The organism is Mediterraneibacter sp. 210702-DFI.3.120, from assembly GCF_020561005.1.
Taxonomy (GTDB): domain Bacteria; phylum Bacillota; class Clostridia; order Lachnospirales; family Lachnospiraceae; genus Mediterraneibacter; species Mediterraneibacter faecis.
On record NZ_JAJCNG010000001.1, the window covers coordinates 198,841 to 217,382 of the forward strand.

Consider the following 18,542-nt stretch of genomic DNA (forward strand, 5'->3'; position numbering starts at 1 on the left):
TTAATGCTGTTTTTCTTTCTTAGTTATGCTTTCTTTCCATAACATGTCTGATCTGTGTCGCCAGATATTCGATTCCTTCTTCCGAGAAAGTTCTCATATCCAAAAGGAAACGCCCTTCCTTTATTCTTCCAATTACCGGAACTAAAAGATTTCTCATCCTGCTTTCTATTTCTTCAACGGTGATCTCAGTTGATTCCAATGCTACTCCATAACTTGGAATCTCTGTTTCGGGAAGTGCACCGCCACCAGCCTTAGAAATACATTTTTCCACTTGAATCTGAACGGACGCTCCCTCTTGATTCCATCTATCAGCACAAACCATTGCTTTCTCTTTTATTTCCTCCACAGGTCTTGTCAGCATTCTCAGTGTTGGAATCTTTTGAACCGCTTCTTTCTGATCCAGATAACATTTCAACACTTCTTCTATTGCTGTCATTGTAAATTTATCTGCTCGAAGAGCCCGAAGCAATGGATGATTACGCATCTGATCAATATATTTTTTCTTTCCTACAAGGACTCCGGCCTGTGCTCCACCAAATAGTTTATCACCACTAAAACAAACAACATCTGCACCGGCCTTTACTTCTTCCTGTACGGTTGGTTCTTTGGATAAACCATATTCCTCCAGATTTATAAGTACACCACTGCCCAGATCTTCAATCACTGGAATTCCGCTTCGTTCCGTATGATTCTCGAAATTTTCAGGCGTCAATTCCTGCGTACACTCTATCAGACCAGTACTTAATTCATACAATTCTTCTGCACTTACCGATTCTGTAAACCCGACAATTCTGTAATTACTTGTGTGGACTTTCAAAAATGCTTTCGTCTTTTCACTGACTGCTGCTCTATAATCTTCTATCCTTGTACGATTGGTTGTCCCGACTTCTTTCAAAATAGCACCGCTTAATTCAAGAACTTCCGGAATACGGAATTTCCCGCCGATTTCAACAAGTTCTCCTCTGGAGACAATCACTTCTCCTCCTTTTGTCAATGCACTCAGGGCAAGAAGTACAGCTCCGGCATTGTTATTCACAACAATTGCCGCTTCTGCTCCCGTGATCTGACAAAGCAATTCTTCTGCATATCCGGTCCTGTTTCCACGTTTTCCAGTCTGTAAATCATATTCCAGACTGGAATAATTCTCTGCAACTGCTTTCAGTTTTTCCGCAATCTCATAACTAAGCGTTGCACGTCCAAGCCCTGTATGAAGGATTACTCCTGTTCCGTTATAAACTGGTTGGATCTCCTTTTTCTGTTCTTGTTCCAAAAGATGGTTCACTTCTGATTTCTTTGAACTTGATTCTATCTCATACAGAAATTTCTGAATCATTTCTTTTGCTTCATGCTCACTGATTCCCTTTTTGATTCCTTGTGAGATTTCATTTCTCAGATTCTCCACAGAATCTCTGACTGCTCCGAGAACACGCTCATATCCTTCTTTCTCTGCCAGTCTCTGAACATTTTCTTTCTTCATCAAGTCATCTACTCGCGGAAGCAGGCGGAAGATCTGATTCTTTTCTTTCTGTAAATTTTCTCTTTTCTTATTCTGATCTAACTGTTCCAACTACTGCTGCTCCTTATTTTCTCTTTCTACAGCGAAATGCCGCAAGAAACCGTTACTGCTCACAGAGCACTGTGAACAGTAACAAGAAATCTCTTACAGCATTTCCATTTTTCCTTTTTTTAGTTGGATGAGTTTTTCCTGCCGCTCTTTGACGCAGCCTACAACTGAAACTTTCGTTTCCATTCCCACTGCCTCAAAGTCTGCTAACAGACAATCTAATTCTTCTCTTGGGACACTGACAAGAAGTCCTCCTGAAGTCTGCGGATCGCTGATCAGATCTAAATAGACCTCTTCTATATCTCCTGCATCCAGTCCTTCTGCTGCAAACTCCCGGTTCTTATATGCTCCTGCCGGAACGAGTCCCATCCTTGCATATGCAATCGCTTCTGTCATATATTCAATCTGCTCCGGATATAATTCCAGAGTCATGTCACTTGCCTCAGCCATCTCTGTACAATGTCCTAGCAATCCAAATCCCGTCACATCTGTACATGCGTGGATCGTGTGTTTCTCAATTGCTCTTTTCGCTCTCTGATTCAATGAAGCCATTACTTTCGCAGCTTCATCTGCGGCTGCTTCGGAAGCCATCTGTGCTTTCACTGTTGTATTCACAATACCACTTCCAAGCTGTTTGGTCAGAACCAGCACATCTCCCGGCTGACACCCGTAATTCTTATAAATCTTATCCGGGTGAACGAAGCCTGTTACCGAGAGTCCGTATTTCGGTTCATCATCCTGCACCGAATGACCTCCGACCAGAACGGCTCCTGCTTCTAACACCTTGTCTGCTCCGCCTCGCAAGATCTCCCCTAAGATCTCCGGATCCAGACAATTTGGAAAACATACAATATTCAATGCAACCTTCGGCTCTCCTCCCATTGCATATACATCGCTTAAGGAGTTCGCCGCTGCAATCTGTCCGAACAGATACGGATCGTCCACAACCGGTGTGAAGAAATCCAGTGTCTGTATCATGGCAGTCTCATCCGATATTTTATAAATTGCGGCATCATCTGATGTCTCAACACCGACAAGCAGACGCTCATCGGAAAATTTAGGCAGCTTACCCAGAACCTGGGCAAGGGTCTCAGGACCGATTTTGGCCGCTCAACCAGCTGTCTTTGTCATCTGTGTCAGATGAATCTCTTTGAGTCCCTTACTCATTTCGCCCACTTCCTTTCGAATATTTTTTCAAAATAATTCCCTCGGTATACGAAAAAGCTGTTGCAGCAGCTTTTCCATCACATTTTCAAATTACTGTAACTGTTCCTATGTTTCTAACAAGGTTTCACAATCTTACCTGCATTATTCATAGACTCGACAATGTCATACATATTTGTAACTGTTCCTACTGCAAGCTTGTCTTTCATTCCATAATAATCCAGACATGTTCCGCAAGTCACAATCTCAACGCCCTGGCTTTCCAGATTCTTCAGATCCTCCAGAGAGTCAGATCCTTCACATGTGATCTTAGCGCCACCGTTGTAGAAGATCATCTTCTTTGGAAGCTCATCAAGCTGTGTGATTGCAAAGATGCAACCTTTGATCAGCACTTTTCCGAGCTCATCATTTCCACTTCCCATCTTGTCAGAAGAAATCACAACTACCGTATCCCCTGTCGGAACACAATCGCAAACCGCACCCGCCGGTGCTGTCTGAGTTCCTTCTCCTGCAAGCGCCTGGATTGTCACTTTATATTCATCCTCTCCAAGCTTCTCCTGTGTTACTGTTGCGCCTGTACTCTGTGCCATCTTTGTCACATTAGCCACTGCTGTCTCATTATCAACGAGAACTTCTATTGTCTCCGGAGCTGTCAAAGCATCTAATGCTTTCTTTGTCTTAATTACCGGAAGTGGGCATTTGTCTCCCATAGCATTTACTGTTACCATTCTATCGCTCTCCTTTACCTATTCGTTCAGGTATTTTAACCTCCAGGCTTCTGTTTTTCAGTATAACATTTTTACTATGGGTTATCAAACTTTTCTATAGAAATTTTCTATAAATTGCCTTCTTTCTGATTCACATTTTTACGCAAAGCTTCTCCCAGTTCCGTAATACACAGTAATGTGATTACAAGCACGATTCCCGGAATCAGAATGATCCACCAGGAGTTTGTCATCAATGCCTTTTCAGAAAGCGAGAGCATACTCCCCCAGGAAATGATTTCCATCGGAAGACCAATCCCAAGAAAGCTCAATGTTGACTCTGCTATGATTGCACTTCTGATGTTCATCACGACCATAAACATAATCGATGAAACAAAATTCGGCAGCAAATGCACACGTAAAATATGCCAGAAACTTCCACCCATACATTTTGCAGCAATCAGATATTCACTCTCACGGAGCTGTCGTACCTCAGTGCGTACCATTTTTGCAATATTCATCCAACTGGTAAACCCAATCACTACGGTGATTGCAACAACTGAGTTCTTTCCTGCCAGTGCCTGAAGAAAGATAATTAACAGAATGGAAGGAATACTCAATAAAATTTCTGTAAAACGCATCATCAGTTCATCAATCCACTCCGGTGCGATTCCACTGAAGGATCCGTAGATCACCGCAATCGTAGTCGATAACACGGTGGATATCAACCCGATAAACAACGAGATTCTACCACCGTATAAAATCATTGAAAAAATATCTCTTCCCATCGTATCCGTTCCAAAAAAGAACTCTTTATTCGGTGAAATGTTGCAGTTCTCCAGATCCATGTATGTAGGGTCTTTCGTCATAAAGAAACGACAGAAAACACAGGCAAATATGATGACTGCAAGAATACTTCCGGCAATTACAGAAGACTTGTTTTTTCCAAAATCATTCATTTTGAATGTCCTTATTCTATTTTCGGATGAACTATTATTCTTCTCAGCTTTTCTCATCTTCTCCACCTTATATTTGACTTGCCTTTCCTGTCATTTTAAGTTCTTTCATTCTTGGATCGATCCATTCACTGACAGACTGTCCGATCACATTTCCTGCAATAACAAAAATACCGGTAAATACGCAAAGCACCATCAGCATATTATAGTCATGATATTTTGCACTTTCAAAAGAAAGCGTTCCGATTCCCGGATAGGAAAATACCATTTCCACGATATACGTCCCTTCGATCACATGCTGAAGTGAAATTGCCATCAGACTGATGAACGATGGCATAATATTTTTCACACAGTGAAAGAACAATACTCTTTTTCGTGACATTCCTTTTGCCTTTGCCAGTAAAACATAGTCTTTTCTAGTTTCTTCCAACAATCGGTTACGGATCAAATACGCATAATACCAAAGGTGGCTCAGCACAACAACTGTCAGCGGAAGAATCAGATGCATCAATCTGCTCAACAGATTTGCCGATTGGCCAAGATCATATGCCCCACTTCCCGGAAGGAGCTTTAGATTCACACTAAAAATCAAAATCAATATAAGTGACAACCAGAATTCCGGAATACAGCTTGTGATTGTTCCCACCTTACGCAAAATCCGGTCTGGAAGCTGATTTTCATAATACACACAGAAAATTCCAAGCAAAAGTGCCAGTCCAAATGTCAGGATAAAACCAATTCCGCCAAGCAATAATGTATTGACTAAACGTCCCTCGATTACTGTAAGAACATCTTGTTTATATTTATAAGAGATTCCAAACTCCCCCTGAAGAGCATTTCCAAGCCATTTCACATACTGAACAGGGATGGGTTCGTTTAATCCAAGTCGTTCCATTGCATGCTCATGTTCTTCCACCGACATTCTCTCCGCACGTTCTCCATAATAAGAAACCAGCGGATCCCCGGGTGCCAACCGCGACATTACAAACACAAGAAGTGAGAGCACAAAAACAGATAGCAAGATCAGTCCGATTTTTCTAAGCCATTGTTTCTTCATCACTCTGCTCCTCTCCTGAAATCTCCGGAATCGGAATCGCCTCCAGAAGTTTCTTCGTATATAAATGCTGCGGATGTTCAAACACCTGCTCGGTTTCTCCTATCTCCACAAGTTTTCCATCCTTCATCACTCCGACACGGTCGCACAACAGACGCACCATTGAAAGATCATGCGCAATAAAAAGGATTGCACAGTCATGTTCTCTTTGTAAATGCCGAAACAGCTTCACCATCTGTGCCTGTGTAGTTACATCCAACGAAGCGATTGGTTCATCTGCGATCAAGAGCTTCGGCTTCATTGCAAATGCTCTTGCGATTGCAACTCTCTGTCTTTGTCCGCCTGACAACTCCGGTGGCCACACGTGAAGCTGTTCTTCCTGCAATTCCACTTCTTCCATCATTTCACATAAAAAATCATGCTGTTCTTTCCTGTCAGAAAATATTTTATGGATTTCCAGTGGTTCCGCCAGGATTCTCTCTACCTTCATTTTCTGGTTTAAGGAAGATGTTGAATCCTGAAAGATCATCTGCCGCTCTTTTTGCAGTCTTCTCGCATTTTTCTTTTTTGCTTTTTTATCAAGAAGATTTATCCCATTATAAGAAAATGTTTCTGCTTTCGGACTTAGAATCCCCATCAGACATTTTCCAACCGTTGACTTTCCAGAGCCTGACTCACCTACCAGTCCAAAAATCTCGTCTCTTCGTATCTCAAAGGACACATCTTTCACCGCTTGAAACACCCTTTTTCTATCTAAAGGATAGAAGTAGGACAAATGTGAGATTTCTACCAGTTTTTCATGCAATTCTGATCCACTTATTAATTTTGATTCATTTCTATGCATATAATAAGGATGATCATGAAGCAATTTCTTTGTATAAGAATGTTTTGGAGCTGTGAAAAGCTGTTTTGCTTCTTCCAATTCCACGATATTTCCATCCTGCATTACAGCAACCCGGTCTGCGATCTGAGCAACAACTCCGAGATCATGTGTGATAAACAGAATACTTAAATTCAATTCTTTCTGTAATTTTTTCAACAGTTTCAGAATCTCTGCCTGGATCGTCACATCCAAAGCTGTCGTCGGTTCATCCGCAATTAAAAGCTTTGGATTTGAGGCAAGTGCTATTGCAAGCACACATCTCTGACGCATTCCACCTGAAAAATGATACGGATACAGATCATAACGCTGCTCTGCGTCTTTGATCCCAACGAGCTTTATCAGTTCGATTGCCCGCTCTTTTGCTGATTTCTTCTTATTTTTCTCGAAATCTTTCTCTCTTTTCTTCTGATTTAAAGCTTTTTCATGCAGCAAAATAGCCTCTTCCATCTGACTTCCAACTGTCATCGTCGGGTTTAACGTACTCTGTGGATCCTGAAAGACCATCGCGATTCCATGTCCTCGGATCTGCTGCATCTCTTTTTCATTATATCCAATCAGGTTCTGATCTTTATATTGAATGGCTTCGCCTGTCACAGAGGCACTCTTTGGCAGTAATTTCAAAATTGATCGGCACAGTACAGTCTTTCCACATCCTGACTCTCCAACAAGAGCAAGGACCTCCCCTTGTCTTAACGACAAGGAGACGTCCTTTACTACTTGTTTCTTTCCATCTGAAGTTTGAAATTCAACTGACAAATGCTTCACTGCCAGTATTTCTTCTATTTTCATTCGATTGTCCAATCCTCTACATTCCAGAAAATTCCAACACCATGATGGCCAAGAACTGTATCCTTTGTAATTCCCTGGATCTTCTTATTCGTCACATAATCTACATCGCAATAACAGAAGAATGTATATGCCGGATCTTCTGCAAGTGCAACCTGAAACTTTGCATATGCTTCTTTACGCTCATTCTCATCACTTGTCTGTCTTGCCTGTGTCAGATAAGTGTCTACCTGTTCATTGGAATATCCACTGTAATTACTTCCTTTATCTGTACCAAACACTTTATATGTATGGTCATCAGCATCAAACGGGCTTCCCCATCCGATCAAAAATGCTTCCTGATTTGCCCAGTCGATTTCTGACTGAACCTGTGCTTTTGCATCAACTCCAACTTCTTTCAGCTGCTGACATGCGATAGCCGCAAGATCTGCGCGCACCTGATCACCTTCCATCACATTGATTGTAAAAGAAAGCTTCTCTCCGTTTCTCTCATAGATTCCGTCATCTCCCAATGTCCAGCCAGCCGCTTCTAACACTTCTTTTGCTTTTGCCGGATCATAAGAGTATTTCTCTACATCTTCATTATTATATTTATTTCTCTGAAGCGGACCATAAGCTACAATTCCTTCTCCAAGAAGAACACTGTCTACCATCTTCTGACGATCGATTGCATAGCTGATTGCCGGAATTGCATCTTTGTTCCTCTGCCAGAACTCATTATTAAAGTTATAAAGGATACCTCTGTAATCTGCTGTCTTCATATCATATACTGTAAAAGTATCATCATCTGTGAAATTCTGTGCATCCTTCGGTGTCACCTTTGCCAGATTGATCTCACCGGATTTTAACTGAAGTGCCTTTGCATTATCTTCCGGTACAATCTTAAACACGATTGTATCAATCTTCGGAGCTCCTTTATAATAATCCTCATTCTTTACAAGTGTAATACTCTGTCCTTCATCCCACTCCTGAATCTTATACGGACCCGTTCCGATTGGATTATGGAAATATTCATCTGTCTGCATATCCTTGCCTTCCAGTAAGTGTTTCGGAAGGATACCAATTGTCATATAGTCGAGAAATGCCACATTCTTATCCCGAAGTGTAAAAGAAATCGTCTTATCATCGATCACATTGATTGCTGTAACATCCTCGTAATTAGAAGCAATCTCTGATTCATTATCCGGATCCATGATTGCTTTGATCGTAAACTCAACATCATCTGCTGTAAATTTCTCTCCATCATGCCAATTTACATCATCCCTAAGATGGAATGTATAAGTATTTGTCGCGTCATCCAGCTCCCATGATTCTGCCAGTCCCGGTACCACCTCATTATTCTCATCATGTGCTGTCAGACCGTCAAACAGAAGCAGATTAATCTCTCCATGCTCATCAATAGCCGGATTGATCCTTGTGTAATCATTACTTCCATAGATTAATGTAGACCCGCTTTGTGTAGTCTCTTTATTTGCATTGTCTGATTTGCTTCCACAGCCTGTAAGTACACAACCTGCCAACGTGCAGACTGCTAAGGTTACCACGATCACCTGTGATAGTTTTCTTCGTTTCATCGTTTTCTCCTCATGCTGTCTATTTTCTTTCAATGCAATTTATTGTATAAGAAACAGAATAAACCCACAAGCCAGGTGGGGGGATATAAGATGTTTTTATTGCTCGATTAAAAAAACTCCGGTGATTCCAAAAAACACCAGAGCTTTAAATCTTCTATATCTAGTTTTATTTTTAACTTTCTTTTCCTTCACCCGCAAAGTATTCTTTCACAAGCTTTACAACTACACCTGACAATAAGAATACTGCAATCAGGTTCGGGATTGCCATCAGACCATTAAATGTCTCTGCGATATTCCACATCAATCCAAGTTCCATTGTAGCACCTACAATTGCAACGAGTGCATAGAGTACCATGAATGGCTTATTCGCTTTTGTACCAAGAAGAAATTCCACACATCTTGTTCCATATAATCCCCATCCGATAATCGTAGAAAATGCGAAGCAGCACATTGCAACCGCTGTAAAGATAGATACCCAGTTTCCATAAGTGGATGTAAATCCAAGAATAGTAAGTTCTGCTCCTGCTGCCTCTCCATATCCAACCGGAACACCGCTACACAGAATAACGAGTGCTGTCAATGTACAGATTACAATGGTATCAACAAATACTTCGAAGATTCCGAAAAATCCCTGTTTCACAGGTTTTTTTGTATCAGCACATGCATGCGCGATAGAACCTGTACCAAGTCCTGCCTCATTAGAGAAGATTCCTCTGGAAACACCTTTCTTCATACTCATAAAGAAAGATCCCACGGCGCCTCCGGTCACAGATGCCGGTGAAAATGCGCCTTCGAAAATGGATCCAAATACGCTCGGAATGTTCTGGAAATTCAGAACAACAACGCCAAGTGCCAAAATTACATAAATTGCTGCCATAAATGGAACAAGCTTTTCTGTAACCTGTCCAATTCTCTTAATTCCTCCAAGAAGGATCATGCCGATCAGGATAGCAAGTACAATTCCGATAATCAGATTTAATGTTCCCACAGAATCCTTTTCTATGATTCCATAATTAAAAAGTGCAGAATCGATTGCTGTTGTAATTGTATTCACCTGTGTTGCATTTCCCGTTCCGAATACAGTCAGAACTCCGAATGCAGCGAACAGATAAGCCAGCCAGTGCCAATGCTTTTTCAGACCATTTTTGATATAATACATCGGTCCACCGACACGATCTCCTTCCGCATTCGTCTCATGGAAATGAACTGCAAGAGTAACTTCTGAAAACTTTGTACACATTCCAAGAAGTGCTGAGATCCACATCCAGAACACTGCGCCCGGCCCTCCGATTGCGATTGCTCCTGCGACTCCAGCGATATTTCCGGTTCCGACCGTCGCCGCCAATGCGGTACAAACTGCCTGGAACGGAGTCAGTGCACCGTCAGATGCATCTCTTTTGCGGAGCATTCTTCCGATCGTCACTTTCATCGCATACGGAAATTTTCTGATCTGAAGGAAGCCGGTCCGGATACTTAAGTAAAGCCCGACTCCAATAATGCAGATCATAGCCGGAACGCCCCAGATAAAGTTATTCACAGCACTATTTACTGATTCTATCGTAGATAACATACTTCTCTAATTCCTTTCTCTTATGATATTATTACGTTGACTGTTCATCACATTAAATCGATAAATCATTAAAATAACTTTTAAATTATACCATAAAAGTGGGGAAATGTATAGAATTATTCCAATACTTCTTTCGAATCAAACTGATCCATAAACTCCGCATATTTTGCTGAATTTTCAAATACCGGCTTATAATTTTTAACAAGCTCTCTGCTTCTTGCTGCTTTTTCTTTCAAAAGTCCATAGGCTCCAAGTGCAAACATCTTCGCAGTGACAATATAAGCTTCTTCCTCATCCGTCACTTCAAATTCTACCTGATGGAGTCCACCCTTTACACCACCTGTATTAAATGTATATACAGGCATTAAGTGCTGGACATCACCGACATCTGTTGATCCTCCCGTATGTCCCGAGGCCTCAATCACATTTGTTTCCGGTGCAGAAAGTTCTGCTGCTCTTTTTAATTCTGGGAGTGCTTCTTCCGCAAGTGTCGGAAGATATCCCGGAAGTGTTGTGATTTCAACCTTCGCTCCCATTGCAGTAGCTCCTGCGTGAAAGGATCGGTCTGTTTTCTTCGCTGCATCTGTAAATGCCTCGATTGTTTTAGCTCTTACCAATGTCTCTACTACAACTTCATCAGGCACTACATTTACCAGGTTGCCACCCTTTGTAATGATCGGATGGACACGGACACAATCCTCATCACGGAATGTCTCTCGATTCAGACCGAGTGCCTGCAGACCAAGTGACGCCGCCGACAGAGCATTTACACCTTGTTCCGGTGTTCCTGCCGCATGGGCTGCCTTACCTAAACAACGGATCACTTTAGATACAAATCCATTTCCGGTTCCACTTCCTACTATGATGTCATCCCCCGGTGCAATGTGATGTGTAATACAAAGATCAATATCATCAAATGCGCCGATACGAAGCAGCTCACATTTTCCACCGCCATATTTTATTTTTCCCTGTGCGCGCAGCTCATTTTTGAATCCAATTTCACCATACTCTTCCGCCGGTGTTGCAAAAAACACCACCTGTCCATCCAGTTTTTCCGCGATCTCCGGAACTGTAAGAGCCAGTGCCGCACCAAAGATTCCAGCCATCTGTGCATGATGTCCGCAGCAATGTGCCGCATCTGTCTCTGGATTCGCATGAGCATGCTCCGGAATCCTAAGTGCATCAAGCTCTCCAAGAAGTGCAAGGCTTGCTGTATCTTTCTTTTCTTCATTTAAATACGCTTTTGTTCCTGTAATTGCAAGTCCGGTTTCTGTGCGCAGACCTAATTCTTTCATCTTCTTTATGAATTTTTTTGCTGTATTGAATTCTTTATATCCAAGTTCTCCATGATCGTATATATCTCTGGCAAATTCAATGATCTCATCTCTGTGCCGATCTATTGCTTCTAGGATTAATTTTTCTGTCTGATCCATTTTCATCACTGCCTTTCTTAATTATTGAAGCTCCTCCGGGATCCACCATAATCCATCATTGTTTTCTTTCATATACTGTTTGAATTCATCTGAGTGGTATGCGTCCACGATTGCCTGTGCCCAATCTGCATCTTTGTTCTCTTCTTTTACAACAACCTGAAGTACAAGATAATCTGAAATATCTTCATTGGCCAGTGCTGTAGAAGCATCAATGCCTGCATTATATACAACACTTCCTGTGATTGCAATATAATCAAAATCAGATTCTGCTGCCGGAATTGTCATGCTGTTCATTTCTGTAAATTCAATATTATGTGGGTTCTCTACAATATCATCCTGTGTAACTGTGGATGGATCAGCATTCTCGTCAAGATTGATCCAGCCGATTTTCTGAAGCATCAGATAGCAGCGTGCTGTGTTGGACGCATCATTTGGGACTGCAACCTTCGCACCATCCGGGATTTCATCTACAGAATCGTATTTTTCTGAATAAACTCCTGCCGGAACAGTTGGAATCGGACTGATTGCAACCAGATCTGCGTTATAACTCTGATTGAAATTGTCCATGTATGCTGTATGCTGTTCTACATTGACATCTACATCTCCATCATTCAGTGCAACATCTGCTGTCTGAAGGTCTGAAAGGTCAACAGCTTTCAGTGTATATCCTTCTTTCTCAAGAATTGGAACAATTGCATCTTCGAAAAGTTCTGTATATGGTCCCTGGGATTTTCCATAGACGATTTCCTTTTTCTCTGATGTATCCGCGTCACTTTTCTTCGTATCTCCTGAACCTGAATTTCCGCATGCTGCCAGGCTGAATGCTGTTGTCGCTACTAATAATCCTGCAATAATTTTCTTGATTTTCATAATATAATCCTCCTCGTTCTTTCTTAATCAATTATCTATGTTGTCTGAGTTTTCTTGAAATTGTATTTCCTGCAAGCTGAAGGATCTGTACAAATACAACCAGTACAACTACAGTAAAAATCATCAATGGTGTATTCATCCTCTGATATCCATAAGTCAGTGCCAGGTCTCCGACACCTCCTCCGCCTACATATCCAGCCATCGCTGATGCTCCAAGCAACCCGATCGTACCTGTTGTCAATGCGAGTACGATAGACCCAAGTGTTTCCGGAAGCAGAAAATACCGAATCGTCTGCCAGGTAGATGCCCCCATTGCTTCAGCCGCTTCTAGAATACCCGGATTAATCTCCAGTAAGCTATTTTCCATCAAGCGTGCAAGATATGGACTGATATAAATAACAAGCGGGACAAGTGATGCTGTACTTCCGATGGTCGTTCCAACAATTGCCCTTGTCAACGGCATGATCGCTACCAGTAAGATTACAAATGGAATACTTCTTACTATATTAATATAGATACTTACAATATTGTAAAGGATCAGATTCTCTATCAGTCCTCCCTTACGGCAAAGTACAAGGATCAGTGCCAAAATAATTCCTATGATTGTTCCAATAATCAGTGACCATGCAACCATATATAATGTCTGTCCACCACTGGTCAGTAACTTTTCCAGTGATACTCCAAAATACTCTTGTTCCATTAAATCGCCTCCACTCTTTCTCTGATTACTCCATTCTCATCAATCTGTTTCTCAGCTTCTAATATTTTCTCTTCCATTCCGATCAGCTGCAAAATGAACACACACATTACATTCTCCTGCAATTCCTGCACGGTCGCTCCCAGAATATTTACTACAATTCCATCCACATGACAGATATCTGAAATCACAGGTCGTTTTACACTGCTTCCGATAAACTTAAGCCTCTCTACCCGGAAATGTTCTTTCTGTTCTTTCACAAGACTTAGAATGCTTTCCGGAATCTGATCATTTACTACAGTCTGAACAAATCTTCTTGTAACAGGTGCCTGTGGCTTTCCGAATACATCAAGCACACTTCCGGACTCTACTACTTGTCCGTTCTCCATAACTGCTACTTTATTACAGATCATCTGAACGACCTGCATCTGATGTGTGATCAGAAGGATTGTAACTCCCATCTCCCGGTTGATCTTCTTAAGCAGTTTCAGAATGGATTCTGTAGTTTGTGGATCCAGTGCACTTGTTGCCTCGTCACAGAGCAGGATGTCCGGTGTTGTTGTCAGTGCCCTTGCGATTCCCACTCTCTGTTTCTGTCCTCCCGAAAGCTGGCTTACATAAACATCTTTCTTATCTTCCAGTTCTACAAACCGGAGTACTTCTTTTACTTTCTTATCAATCTCTTCCTTTGGTGCCTTTTCAAGAATCAATGGCAATGCAATGTTGTGATACACTGTTTTTGATTCAAGAAGATTAAATTGCTGAAAAACCATTCCGATTTTTCTTCTAAGCTTGCGAAGCTGCGTTTTTTTCAGATTCCCAAGATTTTCTCCCTGGACTATAACATTTCCCGTATCCGGTGTCTCTAATCCATTTACCAACCGGATCAAAGTTGATTTACCTGCTCCGGAAAATCCGATAATTCCGTAGATGTCACCTTTCTGTACATGAATGCTGACATCCTGCAACGCATGTACCGTACCGTATTTCCCGGAAAATGTTTTGTTTGCATGTTCTACTTTTATCATACTCATCACTCCATCTATCATTTGATGTAACACTGTTACTTTTTCGCATCTCAGATTCGATAGGCGTATGATACACCTTATTAACCTACTACGTCAATAGGTTTTATATGTTTTCGGCGTTTTGCTTTTATATTCCTATCTGTTTAGTAGGTTATTAGTGCATTTTAACCAGTCCCACTATAAGAATGCTGTTCACACATCGTGTGAACAATACCGGCTGGCAACACTTGATTTCTGAATCTGAAAATTTTCATTGCATTACCATAGGACTTTCTATTATAATAGAAATGTTATAGACGATATAAAACGAAACAATTTCAAAAATGTATCGTTTTTTGAGATTGTCTCTGTATGATTACAAGTATTTTTTGTAGAAAGGATTAACTAATTCATGTGGATTGCAGATAATTGGAAAGACTACGAAATTCTTGACTGCTCAGGTGGCGAAAAGCTTGAGCGTTGGGGAAATTATCTTCTTGTCCGTCCGGACCCGCAGGTCATCTGGGATACGCCTAAGAAGAACCGCGGTTGGAAAGAGATGAACGGACATTATCACCGTAGCAAAAAGGGTGGCGGTGAATGGGAGTTTTTTAGTCTCCCACAGCAGTGGCAGATCCATTACGGTTCTCTCACATTTAATTTAAAACCATTTAGTTTCAAGCACACAGGACTCTTCCCAGAGCAGGCAACTAACTGGGACTGGTTCTCTGAGAAGATTAAGAATGCTGGACATCCGGTCAAGGTGCTGAACCTTTTTGCTTATACCGGAGGTGCTACACTTGCAGCGGCAGCTGCCGGAGCGCAGGTTACTCATGTAGATGCATCTAAGGGTATGGTGACATGGGCAAAGGAGAATGCGGTTTCTTCCGGTCTGGGAGATGCACCGATCCGCTGGCTTGTCGATGACTGTGTGAAGTTCGTTGAGCGCGAGATCCGCCGTGGCAACACTTATGATGCAATCATTATGGATCCGCCGTCATATGGGCGTGGACCAAAAGGCGAGATCTGGAAGATTGAAGATATGATCCATCCACTCATCAAGCTTTGTACAAAGATTCTTTCCAAGGATGCACTGTTCTTCCTTGTGAATTCTTATACAACAGGACTTGCTCCTGCCGTACTTACCTACATGATCTCAACTGAATTAAAACCTTGGAACGGACATGTAGATTCTCAGGAGATCGGACTTCCTGTTACAGATTCAGGATTGGTTCTTCCATGTGGTGCTTCCGGTCGTTGGGAACGTGACTAGCAAAATCCCAATTATAATTCGTTTGTTACTGGCTTCAAATTTCTGAGTCAGTGGCTATAAATTGTACCTGTGCAAAACGTTACTGCTCACAGTAACTTCTAAACAGCTACAGCAATATTCTAAACAGCAGAAAAGACCAGAGGTTCTTGTTTCAATTTGTAAAACAAGCCTCTGGTCTTTTCATTTATTTATGCTGTTCTTGAACTCCCCTGACAGATTTCTTCAAACTCTTTTAATTTCTGTCTTGCCTGCGGACTTAAGTTTCTTGGCACTTCGATCTGAATGGTTACATACTGATCTCCGTGAACGGATGAATCTTTCATCGAAACGATTCCCTTGCCTCTCAGACGGATCTTGGAACCTGACTGTGTTCCCTCTTTGATCTTGCACATAACATCTCCGTACAAGGTGTGTACCAGTGTCTCTCCTCCGAATACAGCTGTTGTATATGGAACAGATACGGTTGTATATACATCCATACCTTTCCGCTCATATCCAGGTTTCGGAGCAACTGTTACTTTCAACAGAAGATCTCCGGCTTCACCACCACCGGTTCCCGGCATTCCCTTTCCTCTTAAGCGGATTGACTTTCCGTTATCAATACCTGCCGGAATATGAACCTTCAGTGACTGTCCCGGTTGTCCCGGATTCTCCGGATTACTCAGGGTAATAACCTTATCTCCACCAAATGCAGCCTCGTCAAATCCTACAGTGATACCTGCCTTGATATCAGAACCTTTTGATTTAAAGCTTTCACCTCCAAATCCTCCGGTAAATCCTGATGTCCTTCTACTGCGTCCTGAAGTACTTCCTCCATGGAACATATTTCCGAAAATGTCACCAAACATGTCATCCATGTCGCCACCTTCGAAATGATACTCCTGATATCCACTTCCCGGTCCACCATAACTACGGTAAGTACCGCCTTTGAATCCGCCGTTTCCACCGAATCCTCCAAAGCCACCTGTACCGGCATTTCCATATCCGGAACCTGCAGCACCGCTCTGATCAAATGCAGCATGACCGAACTGGTCATACAGTTTCTTCTTCTCCGGATCACTCAGTACAGAGTATGCCTCCGTCACTTCTTTGAATTTCTTCTCCGCTTCTTTATCCCCAGGATTCGTGTCCGGATGATACTTCTTCGCCAGCTTACGATATGCTCTCTTTATTTCTTTATCCTCTGCGCCCTTTGACAGTCCAAGCACTTCATAATAATCTCGTTTCATTCTTTCCACATCCTTCCGAATCTCTTGTTGTTTTGAACATATATAGTTTATTATTTCTCTGTGTTCTACTTGTAATATAGCAGACATTTTTCAAACTGTCAATACAACAAATTAGATTTGTCTGGTTGGCTCCGTCACTATTGAACTATCACTTCTCGTTTGAATAACCAAGTGCTTTTGTCTCTTTATTGTTGAGGACACATGTAAGGCAGGAGCGTTCCGAATACACTTTGTTCCGTATGTTAGTAAGAGCCAGACAGACACCACTCACGGTAACTGCTCTGGCTCTTAGTCAATAAATGTATCTGTTCCATTTACAGGAATCTTAACAGACAAATCAATTTTTATTTCAACAACTCTCGCAGCACCTGATTTACCATTCCAGGATTTGCTTTCCCTTTCATGGCGCGCATTGTCTGTCCAAACAGTGCTCCGATCGCTTTCTCTTTACCGCCTTTGAAGTCTGCGACTGCCTGTGGGTTGTCTGCGATCACTTTAGCAGCTGTCTCACGGAGTGCATCTTCATCGTTCACCATCTTAAGCCCGTGTTCTTCGACATATTTCTCAGGATCTATATCCTCCTGGAAAATCTGCTTGAATACATCTTTTGCCACAGAACTGTTAATGGTTCCTGCATCCGCAAGATCAATTAATTTTGCCAGGTTCTCCGGAGAGAATGTTAAATCTTCCGGCTCCATTCCATTGTCTTTCATCAGACGGAAGGTCTCTCCGATCAGCCAGTTTGCAACTTTCTTCGGTTTCTCACAGATTGCTGTTGTTGCCTCAAAAAGATCGGCCATTTTCTTAGAACCTGTGATGATCTCTGCGTCATACTGCGGAATATCAAACTGTTCCTTGTAACGCTCCAGCTTCTCCGTACGAAGTTCCGGCTGCTGAGATTTGATTTTCTCGATCCATTCATCACTGATCACGATCGGAACAAGGTCCGGTTCCGGGAAATAACGATAATCCTGTGCATCCTCTTTGGAACGCATTGCATAAGAATGCTCTTTGTTGTCATCCCAGCGTCTTGTCTCCTGTACAACCTGTTTTCCTTCTTCGATCAACTCAATCTGTCTCTGACGCTCGCCTTCAATTGCATGTGCGATTGCCTTAAATGAGTTCAGGTTCTTCATCTCTGTTCTTGTACCAAACTGATCGGATCCGACTTCACGGACAGACAGGTTGACATCTGCACGCATAGAACCTTCCTGAAGCTTACAATCAGATGCTCCTAAATACTGCACGATCATACGCAGTTTTTCAAGATAAGCAATAACTTCCTCCGCGGAACGCATATCCGGTTCAGATACGATCTCTACAAGTGGCACACCACTTCGGTTATAATCGACAAGTGAAGTATCATCCCACTCATCATGAACCAGCTTACCTGCATCTTCTTCCATATGCATCTCGTGGATTCTTACTTTCTTCTTTCCCGAACCACTCTCGATCTCTACATATCCATCTCTGGCAATCGGGAGATACAGCTGGGAAATCTGATAGTTCTGCGGGTTATCCGGATAGAAATAATTTTTACGGTCAAATTTGCATACCTGTGTAATCTTACAGTTTGTTGCAAGACCAATCGCCATAGCATATTCTACAACCTGTTTATTCAACACCGGAAGCGATCCCGGCATACCGGTACATACCGGACAAGTATGTGTATTCGGTGCGCCACCGAATTCTGTGCTGCATCCACAGAAGATCTTTGTCTTTGTAGCCAGCTCAATATGCACTTCCAGTCCAATGACTGTCTCATACTGCTTTGCCAT

15 protein-coding genes are annotated in these 18,542 nt (G+C 42.1%); 1 reads left to right on the forward strand and 14 read right to left on the reverse strand.

Annotation, left to right across the window (positions count from 1 at the left end; genetic code table 11):
- Nucleotides 1-19: 19 nt before the first annotated feature.
- The 12 genes from selA to LI162_RS01105 form a co-directional block, all read right to left on the reverse strand.
- The gene (gene selA / locus LI162_RS01050) at nucleotides 20-1,567 is read right to left on the reverse strand and encodes an L-seryl-tRNA(Sec) selenium transferase (protein WP_227155490.1); all 1,548 of its coding nucleotides are present in this window, start codon (nucleotides 1,565-1,567) and stop codon (nucleotides 20-22) included.
- A 93-nt stretch (nucleotides 1,568-1,660) separates the two neighbouring features.
- Nucleotides 1,661-2,731 (reverse strand): selenide, water dikinase SelD, encoded by a 1,071-nt coding sequence (gene selD / locus LI162_RS01055; protein WP_081019605.1) that lies wholly within the window; start codon nucleotides 2,729-2,731, stop codon nucleotides 1,661-1,663.
- 113 nt (nucleotides 2,732-2,844) lie between these two features.
- Nucleotides 2,845-3,456, reverse strand: coding sequence for a sulfurtransferase-like selenium metabolism protein YedF (gene yedF / locus LI162_RS01060; RefSeq protein WP_155204149.1), 612 nt, complete (start codon nucleotides 3,454-3,456; stop codon nucleotides 2,845-2,847).
- Nucleotides 3,457-3,563: 107 nt separating this feature from the next.
- On the reverse strand, nucleotides 3,564-4,391 hold the full coding sequence (locus LI162_RS01065; protein ID WP_227155492.1) for an ABC transporter permease: 828 nt from the start codon (nucleotides 4,389-4,391) through the stop codon (nucleotides 3,564-3,566).
- A 67-nt stretch (nucleotides 4,392-4,458) separates the two neighbouring features.
- Nucleotides 4,459-5,445 (reverse strand): ABC transporter permease, encoded by a 987-nt coding sequence (locus tag LI162_RS01070; protein ID WP_227155575.1) that lies wholly within the window; start codon nucleotides 5,443-5,445, stop codon nucleotides 4,459-4,461.
- Nucleotides 5,426-7,114 (reverse strand): dipeptide ABC transporter ATP-binding protein, encoded by a 1,689-nt coding sequence (locus tag LI162_RS01075; RefSeq protein ID WP_227155493.1) that lies wholly within the window; start codon nucleotides 7,112-7,114, stop codon nucleotides 5,426-5,428. The genes LI162_RS01070 and LI162_RS01075 overlap by 20 nt, the downstream gene beginning before the upstream one ends.
- Nucleotides 7,111-8,685 (reverse strand): ABC transporter substrate-binding protein, encoded by a 1,575-nt coding sequence (locus LI162_RS01080; protein WP_227155495.1) that lies wholly within the window; start codon nucleotides 8,683-8,685, stop codon nucleotides 7,111-7,113. The genes LI162_RS01075 and LI162_RS01080 overlap by 4 nt, the downstream gene beginning before the upstream one ends.
- A 172-nt stretch (nucleotides 8,686-8,857) precedes the next feature.
- On the reverse strand, nucleotides 8,858-10,255 hold the full coding sequence (locus LI162_RS01085) for an alanine/glycine:cation symporter family protein (RefSeq protein ID WP_015528322.1): 1,398 nt from the start codon (nucleotides 10,253-10,255) through the stop codon (nucleotides 8,858-8,860).
- Nucleotides 10,256-10,371: 116 nt separating this feature from the next.
- Nucleotides 10,372-11,688 (reverse strand): amidohydrolase, encoded by a 1,317-nt coding sequence (locus tag LI162_RS01090; protein WP_055146410.1) that lies wholly within the window; start codon nucleotides 11,686-11,688, stop codon nucleotides 10,372-10,374.
- 21 nt (nucleotides 11,689-11,709) lie between these two features.
- Nucleotides 11,710-12,558, reverse strand: a complete 849-nt coding sequence (locus LI162_RS01095) for a MetQ/NlpA family ABC transporter substrate-binding protein (protein WP_227155497.1) — start codon at nucleotides 12,556-12,558, stop codon at nucleotides 11,710-11,712.
- A gap of 31 nt (nucleotides 12,559-12,589) precedes the next feature.
- Nucleotides 12,590-13,258, reverse strand: coding sequence for a methionine ABC transporter permease (locus tag LI162_RS01100; protein WP_020436418.1), 669 nt, complete (start codon nucleotides 13,256-13,258; stop codon nucleotides 12,590-12,592).
- Entirely contained in the window at nucleotides 13,258-14,283 is a 1,026-nt protein-coding gene (locus LI162_RS01105; RefSeq protein ID WP_227155499.1) for a methionine ABC transporter ATP-binding protein, read from the reverse strand. The genes LI162_RS01100 and LI162_RS01105 overlap by 1 nt, the downstream gene beginning before the upstream one ends.
- 391 nt (nucleotides 14,284-14,674) lie before the next feature.
- Here LI162_RS01105 and LI162_RS01110 point away from each other — a divergent pair, with 391 nt between their 5' ends.
- The gene (locus tag LI162_RS01110) at nucleotides 14,675-15,535 is read left to right on the forward strand and encodes a class I SAM-dependent methyltransferase (RefSeq protein ID WP_227155501.1); all 861 of its coding nucleotides are present in this window, start codon (nucleotides 14,675-14,677) and stop codon (nucleotides 15,533-15,535) included.
- Between the two features lie 188 nt (nucleotides 15,536-15,723).
- On the opposite strand, the gene LI162_RS01115 is transcribed toward LI162_RS01110, so the two are convergent.
- Together LI162_RS01115 and gatB are read right to left on the reverse strand one after the other, a co-directional pair.
- Nucleotides 15,724-16,764, reverse strand: coding sequence for a DnaJ C-terminal domain-containing protein (locus tag LI162_RS01115; RefSeq protein WP_227155503.1), 1,041 nt, complete (start codon nucleotides 16,762-16,764; stop codon nucleotides 15,724-15,726).
- A gap of 344 nt (nucleotides 16,765-17,108) precedes the next feature.
- Complete coding sequence (gatB, locus tag LI162_RS01120; protein ID WP_227155505.1) at nucleotides 17,109-18,542, reverse strand: Asp-tRNA(Asn)/Glu-tRNA(Gln) amidotransferase subunit GatB; 1,434 nt, start codon at nucleotides 18,540-18,542, stop codon at nucleotides 17,109-17,111.

Excerpts from the sequence above, each read along its gene's own strand:
- yedF (WP_155204149.1), bottom strand. The coding sequence starts at position 3,456 with ATGGTAACAGTAAATGCTATGGGAGACAAATGCCCACTTCCGGTAATT.
- LI162_RS01065 (WP_227155492.1), bottom strand. The coding sequence starts at position 4,391 with ATGAATGATTTTGGAAAAAACAAGTCTTCTGTAATTGCCGGAAGTATT.
- LI162_RS01070 (WP_227155575.1), bottom strand. The coding sequence starts at position 5,445 with ATGAAGAAACAATGGCTTAGAAAAATCGGACTGATCTTGCTATCTGTT.
- LI162_RS01075 (WP_227155493.1), bottom strand. The coding sequence starts at position 7,114 with ATGAAAATAGAAGAAATACTGGCAGTGAAGCATTTGTCAGTTGAATTT.
- LI162_RS01080 (WP_227155495.1), bottom strand. The coding sequence starts at position 8,685 with ATGAAACGAAGAAAACTATCACAGGTGATCGTGGTAACCTTAGCAGTC.
- LI162_RS01085 (WP_015528322.1), bottom strand. The coding sequence starts at position 10,255 with ATGTTATCTACGATAGAATCAGTAAATAGTGCTGTGAATAACTTTATC.
- LI162_RS01090 (WP_055146410.1), bottom strand. The coding sequence starts at position 11,688 with ATGGATCAGACAGAAAAATTAATCCTAGAAGCAATAGATCGGCACAGA.
- LI162_RS01095 (WP_227155497.1), bottom strand. The coding sequence starts at position 12,558 with ATGAAAATCAAGAAAATTATTGCAGGATTATTAGTAGCGACAACAGCA.
- LI162_RS01100 (WP_020436418.1), bottom strand. The coding sequence starts at position 13,258 with ATGGAACAAGAGTATTTTGGAGTATCACTGGAAAAGTTACTGACCAGT.
- LI162_RS01105 (WP_227155499.1), bottom strand. The coding sequence starts at position 14,283 with ATGATAAAAGTAGAACATGCAAACAAAACATTTTCCGGGAAATACGGT.
- LI162_RS01110 (WP_227155501.1), top strand. The coding sequence starts at position 14,675 with ATGTGGATTGCAGATAATTGGAAAGACTACGAAATTCTTGACTGCTCA.
- LI162_RS01115 (WP_227155503.1), bottom strand. The coding sequence starts at position 16,764 with ATGAAACGAGATTATTATGAAGTGCTTGGACTGTCAAAGGGCGCAGAG.
- gatB (WP_227155505.1), bottom strand. The coding sequence starts at position 18,542 with ATGGCAAAGCAGTATGAGACAGTCATTGGACTGGAAGTGCATATTGAG.